This window comes from Flectobacillus sp. BAB-3569 (genome assembly GCF_002270355.1).
GTDB classification, from domain to species: domain Bacteria; phylum Bacteroidota; class Bacteroidia; order Cytophagales; family Spirosomataceae; genus Flectobacillus; species Flectobacillus roseus.
Genome location: NZ_NJFZ01000009.1, coordinates 370,738 through 382,054, shown reverse-complemented (window position 1 = coordinate 382,054; position 11,317 = coordinate 370,738). Strand labels below are relative to the sequence as shown.

Genomic DNA, 11,317 nt, shown 5'->3' with positions numbered 1-11,317 from the left:
AGTATTAGAGATTTTCGTTTACGATACGTGCAATTCTGTAAACATCCTCATGCGCCAAATCAAAATATAGAGGCAAAGCCAAAGCTCTCAAAGCAAAATCATCGGAGATAGGGCAAGTACTTTCCTCTGTCACGAATTTGAGCGTACTCAAGGATGGATAAAAGTATCGACGAGGCATAATCTGATTTTCAGACAAAGCATCTCTTACCTTCAGCAACGCGGCTTCAGATTCAAAGAAAACAGGATAATAAGCATAATTTTTCACGGTATTCAGTGAAAGTTCAGGTCGCCCAAGTTTCTCCCAGTTTAATTCCTGATCATAAATATCGAAAATTGCCTTACGAGCCGCGATAATTTCTGGTACTTTAGGAAGGTTTACCAAACCCATCGCTGCATGAAACTCAGAATTCTTGCCATTAATACCGATCGTAAGATAATCGTCACCAATATGACCAAAGCTTCTATATCTATCTAAAAGCCAAGCATACTCATCATTATTAGTAATCACAGCTCCACCCTCTACCGTGTGAAAGACCTTAGTAGCATGGAAGCTACAAGTGCTAATATCGCCAAATGAAAGGAGTGATTTATCGTCTACAGAGGCTCCAAAGGCATGTGCTGCATCGTAAATAAGCTTAATGTTATGCTTATCCGCTATTTTTTGAAGCTCATAAACGTCACATGGATTGCCATATACGTGAGTAGCCAAAATTGCTTGTGTATTCTCAGTAATTGCAGCTTCAACTTTTTGTGGGTCAATACACAAATCCGAACTAAGGATATCTGCAAAAACAGGAGTACATCCCTCCCACACAACAGAGTGAGAAGTGGCACAGTAAGAAAATGGTGTAGTAATAACTTCTTTGGTTACTCCTAATACTTTGAGTGCTAACTGAATAGCAATAGTACCATTTGATACAAACAAGCAGTGCTTTACGTCTAAATAATCCTTAATTTTTTGTTCTAATTCACGCACTAAGGGGCCATTGTTTGTGAGTTGGTTTCGCTCCCAAATACCCTTTAGGTAGGCTTCATATTCCTCATAAGGAGGTAAATATGTTTTAGTTACATTAATCATTTAGCGTAATCTGTATATAAGTTTCAAATTTCGAAGTTTCTCTTTTCTAGCAAAAAGCAGAAAGCTTTATTTAATTCAACATTAAATAGCGTTTTCGTATTCCAATTGCATAATTGGGAATTCAATTTTCGGACGTACATATCCTGGCCATTTTCCATACCAAACTGTTCCTTCACGATAATCCTCTATTTCAAAGATCAAAGCCTCCTCAAAGTTATATACTACAGAAGCAGTATCTTTCACAATCATGAAAGAAAGTGAATAAGAACCATCGTTCAAGAAATCACTAGGAATTTCGCATTCAGCAGAGATAATACCCTTTTCGAATTTAATCGAAGGCGTCCCAATGTTAAAAATACATTCACCAGTCAAAGAGTTTACGTGGAGACTAATATTCAAATTAGCTTGATCCAAGTAATTCCAAAACTCAATTTGTATTTTAAAGGAAGTACGAACATCCAAATGGTTTTGGTTGTCCAAATAATTAGGAACAAGTTTGACACTTTTCAAACGAACACGATCGTTACCCGGCGCTTCATTCTGATCAGTGTAGGTTACTTGTAAATCTGTTTTCTGTATTTGGCTCAAATAGTTTGACATAATAAGATTAGTCTCACCCATTTGAATCAATTGCCCCTTTTGCATATACATGGCTTTATTACACAAACCTTGTACTGCCGTTAGGTTATGGCTTACAAATAGAATAGTACGCCCAGAAGTTGAGGCGTCCTTCATTTTGCCAAGACATTTACGTTGAAAGTCAGCATCTCCAACAGCCAAAACCTCATCAACAATCATGATTTCTGGCTCTAGGTGTGCTGAAATTGCAAATCCTAAACGCACATACATTCCTGATGAATAACGTTTTACGGGAGTATCAAGAAATTTTTCAACACCTGCAAAATCAACGATTGCATCAAAATGTTTCTTGATTTCGTCACGCTTCATACCAAGAATCGCCCCGTTCAAGAATATATTTTCACGACCAGATAACTCTGGATGAAAGCCTGTACCAACCTCTAATAAGCTAGCAACACGACCTTTGATGGTAATTTTACCTTGAGTAGGTTCAGTAATACGACTCAACACTTTCAAAAGTGTTGATTTACCAGCACCATTTGAGCCAACTACACCAACTCTATCTCCTTGCTCTATTTTAAAACTTACATCTTTCAGGGCCCAGAAGTCTTCGTGTTCTACTTCGTCTTCTTCCCCTTTGGTAAACATATTTCTAAACGTATCTGTAATCACCTCACGAAAGGTATCCGACTTAGCATTACCTTTTTTATGATCGATTATGTATCGCTTACTGACGTTTTGTGCCTCAATAACTGTCATTCTACTTCAATATTTTAAATGTAATCAACAAACGAATTTTCTCTTTTTCTAAAGAAAATAATCGCAATAATTGTGGTTAGACAAACAAAAATAATGGTTGGCAAAAAGCTATCCCATGTAAAATAAGGATAGTTTGGAATCAAACACCAACGGAAACCCTCAATAATACCAGCCAATGGATTCAACCAAGTATAAAAAGGATACCAAGATAATTCTTTTATAGAAGAAGTAGAATACGCAACAGGACAAATAAAGAATCCGTATTGAACAATCAGTGGAACAATTTGCTGAAAGTCACGGTATTGCACATTAAGAGAAGCAAAAATAATCCCTAAACTTAATGCAGCCATGAAAGCAAAAAATAGAAATACTGGTACAAACAGCAAATGGTAGTCTACCGAAATACCGCTGTATATTAAGAAAGGAACTAATACTATAAAACCTACAAAAAAGTCTAACAAAGGCACTGCCACCGAGCTCAAAGGCATCAACAATCGAGGAAAGTAAACCTTCGATACGAGGTTGGCATTACCAGTAATACTATTACTCACCTGCTGAAAAGCAGAAGCAAAGAAGTTCCAAAAAATTACTCCAGTGAAAACGATGATTTTAAAATCAACACCAGAGGTATCCTCAATTTTGGCAACCTTATGAAAAGCAAATACAAACACCAATACCGTCATGATTGGCCTGACAACTGCCCAGGCTACACCAATCATCGTTTGTTTATAACGAACTGTTATATCTCGAACAGCTAAAATCCATAGCAATTCTCTAAATCTAATTATGTCAGCCCAATAATGCTTTTCAGACCTTCCTGCCTCAATGACTGTTTCTTGCATTGTCTAATTAACTATTTATTTTTCTTATCCTTTAACTTTTTAACTACGTCGCGACCAGCAACAAATAATAGCGCTAATATTAATCCAATGGTTCCACCGAGTTTAATTCCTTTTCCTTTAAGGGTAATATCGGCACCAATAGGCAATTCTGAATCATCTATTCTTGTAAACAATGGAGATTCTTTCACCATAGAGAACCTCAAGTTATCAAGATTTCTAACAGCTTCTTGATACATACCTTGCAATTGTGCAGAATTAGTACTTAATCTCTGCTGTTCAATCATTCCTTGCTGCATAATCACTTGCTGATTTTGGTCAACAACCTGAGCATATCTTCTTTGAGTACCATATAACTGACTTTTCAAGGAATCAACACGGCGTTCCATGATACCTAGTAACTCGCGTGTTTTCTTCGTTTTTGTTTCTATGTAAAAATCAGTCACCGTTTTCAAAAATAGGTTTGTCCAGATATGAGACAAAGTATCATTACGTGTCGTAGCAGCCAAAGTCATCAACGATGATTTCTTATTTTCGTTGGCAATTGAAGTCAATGGCTCTAAAAACGATTGCAACATTCGAACTCTTGATCTCTCTTTCGGCGTCAGTTTTTCATAATCTGAATGCTTGAATCTAAAGGTTTTCATCTCTTCATCATCTTCCCATTCATCATCCAACGCTCCACTTTTCTCAATTAGTAAGTTTCCGAAAATTACTTTTTTGCCATTTACATCTACAGGAGTCAATAGCGCTCTATTGTAAATGTTTTTAGTTTTTAATAGCTCTAAGAAATTTTCGCCACTAAACAAACCGCTACTAGCAGCACCACCTCCACCACCAAGACCAAAAGCACTTGCCAAATCTGATAGTCCTCCTCCTCCTGCTGAGCTACCATTGTCCATATTGAAAACAATTTTGGAAGTGTATGTTTTCGGTTTTTGGTAAGGATATCTACTAAATATCCTGTAATTACGCCAAATATTGTCAATGCTGCTATTAACTTCCAATTTGCAACGACTAAGTCTTTAAATGCAATGACTTTTTTTACTATATCTTCAAAAGAAAATTGATCTTCTGGTAATGTATTTTGAGTCTGAGACATGAGTCTAAATTAATAAATGCTAGATTTTATATTATTGAATTGCACGCATTAAGGCGATAATCGTGCCTATACCCGTAAGTGATGCCGTGATTGTTGTAATAATACCAAGAACTTGCTGTGAAGCCATTTGCTTCTGATTCAGTCGAGGAACAACAATTTCAGACCCTGGATTAATTTTTGGATAAACATTTACTAATCCTAATAACTTACGAGTACGGTCTACAGACCCATTTGCATAAATAACATACGAACGTTTGCGAGATGAAAGCGAGGTAAACCCACCTGACTCCGAAATATAGTGTTTGAAAGAAGCTCCTTCAATGAATCTTGTAGAAGTTGGATATAATACTTCACCTTGCATTCTTACTGTTTGTGGCTCTTTAGGAATACGAAGAATATCACCGTCTTGGAGTAACATATTAGATTTTGAATTTTCATTTTCTAATACATCAACCAAATCAATTCCGATTGATTCCTCATAAATTTGCTTGATTGGCTCAACTTTCACAGATGTTTCAGAATTATTATCACTCAAATCCTGAATTTGTCTGCTTTTACGCTCAACCTCTTGATCTGTCAATTTTACTTTTCTGATTAAGGTTGCTCCTGCTGGATATGCTTGTGCATTCAATCCGCCTGCACGCTTGATTACATCAAGCAACTTCTCGTCTTTTCTTTCCAAAGCATAAACACCTGGGAAAATGACTTGTCCATCAACAGATATAAATTGTTGGCGCTCATAATTTGGCGAAGAACGAACAAATACTTCGTCAAATGGCTCCAAAACAAACTTCGATGCCGACGGACTCATTGATAAATCTGGATTGATAGAGAATTGGAATTTTTCACCAATCGTAGGCGTAATTTTAGACGGATCATCTTGTCCAATATTTTTCTTTCTACGAATTACCTCAATTCTTCCAGTAGCAGCAGATTCTTTTAAACCACCTGCTTTTATTACCAAATCCTCAACAGTCATGTTCTTTACATAAGGATACGTTCCAACAGAAGGTGTTTCGCCACCACTATTTGGCAATACACCCAGTGATGTCGAACCAGTTGGAGTTTTTTCAGCAAAACCATCCATTGATGTCAGTTTAATTTCACCTTGGATACGCACAGTGTAGTTCTCCATCATTTCCAAGCTAGAATAAACAGTAATTTCATCCTCTCTTTTCAAAGGTACATCTGGTGCGGCTCCTGAAAGAATATCCTTATAATTGACTGCAATATTTTCCTTTGTTAAATCACTTTTCAATCTAACAATTAAAATTCTATCTAAGAAAGCATCTTCTTTAAAGCCTGCTGCACGTAGAATGAGTCTAGACAAAGATGAGTTATCGCTCAAAGAATAGCGTCCTGGACGAAATACGGCACCATTTAACTTTACGACATTTTCATATCTATCCATCAAAATTTGATCTACAGTAATAAAATCCCCTGACTTTGGGAAAAATGAAGTTAGCAAGTCTCCATTTAAATCAACCAATTTTCTCTCTTTATCTGTAAATCTCTCTATTTTTAGGACACTTTTGTAAGCATCTGGCAGGTATCCCCCAGCATATTCATTGATAATCATATCAAGATTTTCGTTGGGAAGAACCTCAAATATTGCAGGTTTCTTAACTCTACCTGCAATCTCGATACGAGACTTATATGGCGTAACCTGAATAATATCTTGGTCTTGTAATGCTATATCTTGACGTAAATTTCCAGTAGTCAATAGATCATATAAGTCTACACGAGCAACGAGTTTTTTACCTCTAATTACTTTAATCTCACGGAATGTACCATTTTCGTTAGGTCCTCCAGCCTGATAAAGTACATTAAATACTTTGGCTAATGATGATACAGCGTAAGTACCCGGTGCAATGACCTCACCTATAACTGTAACTCTAATTGTTCTAATATTTCCAAGAGAAACAGTAGCTGTTGTATTAGCAGATGTAGTACCTGATGCCTTTAATCCAACATAAATCTGCGAAAGGCGGTTAATGATTCTCTTTTTTGCTTCTTCAATAGTCAACCCACTCACGAAAACATTTCCAACACGGTCTATCTTAATATTACCATCTGGCGTTACTGGTAACGTGTAGTGATTCTCGGAGTAACCATTGATATCGATAATAATCTCGTCGTCGGGACCCAAAATATAATTTTTGGGAGTTGCCATACGAGCATATGAATCAAATGTAATTTTAGAGTTATTGAAAATACTATATCCAAAAATCTTCTTTCTTAAGGCAGCTGTAGATGAATCAGCTGTACTTAAATTCGCAGTTTTCTGTTTCTTCAAAGAATCTAAATCGCTTTTCTCTCCAGCGATTTCTGAAACCTTGCGTGAACCAGTACTTTTTACTCCTGTATTCGTTGTAGTTGTAGGACGCGTCATTGGTGTAGGAAGCGTAAAGTTTGCAGGAATACCTTGTATTTGTGCGAAAGAATTCAAACTCCATAAAGCAACCACTAATAAAGATATAGAGCGTAAGTTAACTGCAGACATGAATGAATGACGTGATTTTATAGCCTTCAAAACAAGATTGCTTGGTTTTTTGAGTTTCAACATGATTTTTAATTTTGTCCTTGGGTTGATTTGAGAAGGATTTTTTCAAAAATAATCCAAAAAACGGTACTTTTATTATAAGATAAGTTTGAATTAAATTGCAAAGTAAATGAACTTTTGGCTAAATCTCGACAATCTTACACAGATTAATTAGGGAGTGGACAATTAAATTAATGTACACTTACGATTTTTAATGCTTTTTTGTAGATTTGCTAACTTCTTAATCCAAAACTATATTTTTGAGTCATCTCAATTACTTTTCAACTCAAAAATATAGTCAATAAGTAATTTTTTAACTTGTTTTGATGAAACATCAATAAATCCTTCTTTCTCTAGCAGTATGTCAACAACGCCAAATAATGAGGTTCAATATACCGAAGATAGTATTCGGTCACTAGATTGGAAAGAACATATCCGCCTTCGTCCTGGTATGTATATTGGTAAGCTCGGCGACGGTTCTTCGTCCGACGATGGGATATATGTATTAGTAAAAGAAATCGTCGATAACTCTATCGATGAGCACATGATGGGACATGGAAAAGCCATCGATGTGAAAATTTCAGACCACCGTGTAGAGGTACGTGATTATGGACGTGGTATTCCACTAGGTAAAGTAATCGACTGTGTATCAAAAATCAATACGGGAGGTAAATATGATTCGGGGGCTTTCCAAAAGTCCGTAGGTCTAAATGGGGTTGGTACCAAAGCTACCAACGCGTTATCAAGTTTCTTTAGAGTACAGTCCTTTCGTGAAGGCAAAACAAAATGGGCTGAGTTTAGCAAGGGAGAAATGCTTGCTGAGTCGGATGGCGAACCAGAAAGTAACGCCAAAAATGGTACGCAAACAATTTTTGAACCCGATAATACTATTTTCAAAAATTACCATTTTATCCCTCAATATTTAGATAATCTTTTCTGGAATTATGCTTACTTGAATGCGGGTTTGTCTATCAATTTCAATGGACAAAAGTATTTTTCTCAGAAAGGTCTTTTTGATTTATTAAGTAAAAAAACCAACGAAGAAGAAAATCGCTATCCTATTATTCACCTAAAAGGTAATGATATCGAAATTGCGATGACGCATGGCAACCAATATGGCGAAGAGTATTATTCGTTCGTAAATGGTCAGAATACCACACAAGGAGGTACTCACTTGCAAGCTTTTCGTGAAGCAGTTGTTAGAACAGTACGTGATTTTTACAAAAAAGATTACGCACCTGAGGATATCCGTGCCAGTATTGTTGCCGCAGTAGCTGTTCGTGTTCAAGAACCAGTTTTTGAATCTCAAACAAAAACCAAATTAGGGTCAATCACTATGTCCCCTGATTCAAGCTCTCAGACAGTGAGAAGTTTTGTAGGAGATTTCATCAAAACTGAGTTGGATAACTTTTTGCACAAAAATCCAACTACTGCCGAGGCGCTTAAAAAACGTATTGAACAATCTGAGCGTGAGCGTAAAGATATTGCAGGTATCAAAAAATTGGCGAACGAGCGTGCTAAAAAAGCCAATTTGCACAACAAAAAACTTCGTGATTGTCGTGTGCATTTATCTAACGAAAAGTCTGATAATCGTTACGATTCGATGCTTTTCATTACCGAAGGTGACTCGGCAAGTGGCTCAATTACCAAATCAAGAAACGTTCAAACGCAAGCTGTATTTAGCTTAAGAGGGAAACCTCTCAACTGTTTTGGTTTGACCAAAAAGATTGTTTATGAAAACGAAGAATTTAACCTACTCCAACATGCCTTAAATATTGAAGATGGCTTGGAAGGTCTTCGTTATAACAAAATCATTATTGCAACTGATGCCGACGTAGATGGTATGCACATCCGTTTGTTGATGATGACATTCTTCTTACAATTTTTCCCAGATTTAGTAAGAAATGGTCACCTTTATATTTTGGAAACACCATTGTTCCGTGTTAGAAATAAAAAGGAAACCATCTATTGCTATTCCGATGAAGAGCGTCTCAATGCTATTCAAAAATTGGGTCCAAAACCAGAAATTACACGTTTCAAAGGTTTAGGTGAGATTTCTCCAGAAGAATTTGGTAAATTTATAGGCGATAATATTCGTTTAGAACCTGTCATTTTAGAAAAGGATACAACCATCCCTAAAATTTTGACTTATTTCATGGGTAAAAATACCCCTGACCGTCAGAGGTTTATTATCGACAATCTCATTATTGAAAAAGACCCTGCCGAAGCAGCAGCATAAGATATTACTAAGGGCTCAATAGTCTTTGTGAGCCCTTAATCAAGTATTCCTCTTCCTGTTCGCTAGCAGAAATATCCTGTTAACCATAATATGACCCTAGAACAATTACGACAACAAATTGATGAGCTTGACAATGAAATGCTTGAGATACTCAACAAGCGTATGGAAGTTGTTAAGCATGTTGGAGAGCTTAAAAAAACGACTCAGACTGTTATTTATCGTCCTGAGCGTGAGAAGCAAATCATCGACCGTCTTGCAGAAATGAGCCAAGGCTTATTGACACGACCTGCGATTGAGGCTATTTACCTTGAAATTTTTGCAGTATCTCGTAATCTTGAACTGCCAGAACGTATTGCCTATTTGGGTCCTGAGGGTAGCTTTACTCACCAAGCAGCCGAAAGTCGTTTTGGTGCTATGAGCGATTACTTACCTTTGCCAAGCATTCGTTCAGTTTTTGAAAGTGTTGATACAGGTCGTGCAAGATTTGGTGTTGTCCCTATCGAAAACAATTTGGAAGGTATTGTAAAAGAGACGATTGATTTGCTAAACGAAACAGATTTGAAAATTGTAGCAGAAGTGGTTATTCCTGTTCACTTTACGTTTGCTACCAAATCTGAAAAATTATCGGATATCAAACGAATTTATTCAAAAGACATCGCTTTTGGGCAATGTGAAAAATTCTTAAATGAATATTTCAATGGTAAGGATGAAGAGTTTTTTGTACAAGTAGATTCGACTTCCAAAGCTGCCAAATTAGCTTCTCAAGATGAGCAATCTGCCGCAGTTTGTTCGCATATCGCAGCCAAATTGTTTGATGTTCCTATCTTGTTTGACAATATTCAAGATTCCTCTCAAAATAGAACAAGATTTTTCATTATCGGAAAAGATTTTGTCAATCAGAAGAGTGAAAAAGATAAAACTACCATCATTGCTAAACTTCCCGATGATGGTAAGCCAGGAACTCTGGTAAGATTCCTACAAGAGTTTGAAAATCGTGGAATCAACCTTGTTAAAATTGAATCGAGACCTGTGAAAGAAGGTGAAACCTTCAACTTCTGGTTCTTGATGGAATTTGATGGGTATTTCTTAGATGAGAATGTTCAACATATCATGAAAAAACATGAATCCGACATTAAGTGGCTCGGAAGTTATGTAAAAATGGTGTAAAAATAAAAGCCGTTAGCGATAAACTAACGGCTTTCTTTTTATCTCAAAACAGATTCTTCTTGAAAAATTTCACCTACATGCTTTTGGATATTTCTACACATCTGCGCTAGTGGCAAATCATTGGCATCTGTCCCAAATGGATTTTCAATTTCTTCTGCAATCAGCTCTAAACTTGCCAACACATAAAACACAAAAACTACCACTGGAATCACTATATAACCTAACGTAAAAACATAACCAAAGGGTAAAGTCATTACATAAAAGAAGATAAACTTTTTCAAAAAGGCTGTGTAGGAAAATGGAATTGGCGTATTTTTAATACGCTCACAAGCGCCACAAATATCTGTAAAAGCTCGAACTTCCTCATTAATAAAAAGTAACTGCTCGCCAGAAATGATATTTTTTGCATATAATGCCTGCACCTGCTCAACTAGCAATTTGGCTATGTAATTAGGTTTGTGATATTCTGGCTTCACTTTATATTCAGAAATGAACAACTCACTATCATTTTGATGTCCACGCAAATGGCGTTTCAATGCAAAAGCATATTCTACAATAAGCTTTTCGATTAAGACTCTTTCTGCTACTAGCTCTTTGGGTATTATCGCTTGAATTTTGATGGCAAAATTGCGTGAGGCATTTGTCAAAGCGCCCCAGTTACGTCTTCCCTCCCACCAACGATCATAGGCAGTGTTTGTTCTAAATACCAACAACATCGAAATCACAAAACCTAGCATTCCATGCATAGCTGGAATATTTTTGATATGCGAATTTTCACTTAATTTAAAAACATCTACTTCCAAATAAGCAATCAAACCAGAGTAGGCTCCAATAGCAATTAGCATAGGGAACAACTTTCTGAAAGTATCGGCTTTATGAAAGTGGAAAATAAAGGTGAACCATTCCTTTGGATTATAATTGATCATAGAGATAAGAATAATTTTGTATAATAGTTTCGATGATACAAACAAAAACAGCTTCTATCAAAAATAGAAGCTGTTTTTATATCTAT

The 11,317-nt window shown here is 36.4% G+C and carries 9 protein-coding genes; 2 read left to right on the top strand and 7 right to left on the bottom strand.

Annotated features, from left to right (window positions below; genetic code table 11):
- Positions 1 to 4: 4 nt before the first annotated feature.
- The 6 genes from BWI92_RS10860 to BWI92_RS10840 all read right to left on the bottom strand — a co-directional run bounded on the left by BWI92_RS10860 (position 5) and on the right by BWI92_RS10840 (position 6,923).
- Positions 5 to 1,078 (bottom strand): DegT/DnrJ/EryC1/StrS aminotransferase family protein, encoded by a 1,074-nt coding sequence (locus BWI92_RS10860; protein WP_095163057.1) that lies wholly within the window; start codon positions 1,076 to 1,078, stop codon positions 5 to 7.
- Positions 1,079 to 1,159: 81 nt separating this feature from the next.
- Positions 1,160 to 2,416: an ABC transporter ATP-binding protein gene (locus BWI92_RS10855; protein ID WP_095163053.1), complete on the bottom strand. Its 1,257-nt coding sequence runs from the start codon at positions 2,414 to 2,416 to the stop codon at positions 1,160 to 1,162.
- A 14-nt stretch (positions 2,417 to 2,430) separates the two neighbouring features.
- Positions 2,431 to 3,258 (bottom strand): ABC transporter permease, encoded by an 828-nt coding sequence (locus BWI92_RS10850; RefSeq protein ID WP_095163049.1) that lies wholly within the window; start codon positions 3,256 to 3,258, stop codon positions 2,431 to 2,433.
- 11 nt (positions 3,259 to 3,269) lie between these two features.
- Complete coding sequence (locus BWI92_RS10845) at positions 3,270 to 4,157, bottom strand: hypothetical protein (RefSeq protein WP_095163042.1); 888 nt, start codon at positions 4,155 to 4,157, stop codon at positions 3,270 to 3,272.
- On the bottom strand, positions 4,040 to 4,357 hold the full coding sequence (locus tag BWI92_RS27010; protein WP_141234748.1) for a hypothetical protein: 318 nt from the start codon (positions 4,355 to 4,357) through the stop codon (positions 4,040 to 4,042). The genes BWI92_RS10845 and BWI92_RS27010 overlap by 118 nt, the downstream gene beginning before the upstream one ends.
- 31 nt (positions 4,358 to 4,388) lie before the next feature.
- A complete protein-coding gene (locus tag BWI92_RS10840; protein ID WP_095163031.1) occupies positions 4,389 to 6,923 on the bottom strand; it encodes an SLBB domain-containing protein in 2,535 nt (844 codons plus the stop codon).
- A gap of 337 nt (positions 6,924 to 7,260) precedes the next feature.
- Between BWI92_RS10840 and BWI92_RS10835 the strand changes: the two genes are divergently transcribed.
- Positions 7,261 to 9,138: a DNA topoisomerase IV subunit B gene (locus tag BWI92_RS10835; RefSeq protein WP_095163029.1), complete on the top strand. Its 1,878-nt coding sequence runs from the start codon at positions 7,261 to 7,263 to the stop codon at positions 9,136 to 9,138.
- A gap of 90 nt (positions 9,139 to 9,228) precedes the next feature.
- Positions 9,229 to 10,305 carry a prephenate dehydratase gene (pheA, locus tag BWI92_RS10830; RefSeq protein ID WP_095163027.1) on the top strand — a complete coding sequence of 359 codons (1,077 nt, stop codon included), beginning with the start codon at positions 9,229 to 9,231 and terminating at the stop codon, positions 10,303 to 10,305.
- 38 nt (positions 10,306 to 10,343) lie between these two features.
- On the opposite strand, the gene BWI92_RS10825 is transcribed toward pheA, so the two are convergent.
- Complete coding sequence (locus BWI92_RS10825) at positions 10,344 to 11,231, bottom strand: bestrophin family protein (RefSeq protein WP_095163025.1); 888 nt, start codon at positions 11,229 to 11,231, stop codon at positions 10,344 to 10,346.
- Positions 11,232 to 11,317: the final 86 nt, after the last annotated feature.

Coding starts and splice junctions, on each gene's coding strand:
- BWI92_RS10860 (WP_095163057.1), bottom strand. CDS start 1,078: ATGATTAATGTAACTAAAACATATTTACCTCCTTATGAGGAATATGAA.
- BWI92_RS10855 (WP_095163053.1), bottom strand. CDS start 2,416: ATGACAGTTATTGAGGCACAAAACGTCAGTAAGCGATACATAATCGAT.
- BWI92_RS10850 (WP_095163049.1), bottom strand. CDS start 3,258: ATGCAAGAAACAGTCATTGAGGCAGGAAGGTCTGAAAAGCATTATTGG.
- BWI92_RS10845 (WP_095163042.1), bottom strand. CDS start 4,157: ATGGACAATGGTAGCTCAGCAGGAGGAGGAGGACTATCAGATTTGGCA.
- BWI92_RS27010 (WP_141234748.1), bottom strand. CDS start 4,357: ATGTCTCAGACTCAAAATACATTACCAGAAGATCAATTTTCTTTTGAA.
- BWI92_RS10840 (WP_095163031.1), bottom strand. CDS start 6,923: ATGTTGAAACTCAAAAAACCAAGCAATCTTGTTTTGAAGGCTATAAAA.
- BWI92_RS10835 (WP_095163029.1), top strand. CDS start 7,261: ATGTCAACAACGCCAAATAATGAGGTTCAATATACCGAAGATAGTATT.
- pheA (WP_095163027.1), top strand. CDS start 9,229: ATGACCCTAGAACAATTACGACAACAAATTGATGAGCTTGACAATGAA.
- BWI92_RS10825 (WP_095163025.1), bottom strand. CDS start 11,231: ATGATCAATTATAATCCAAAGGAATGGTTCACCTTTATTTTCCACTTT.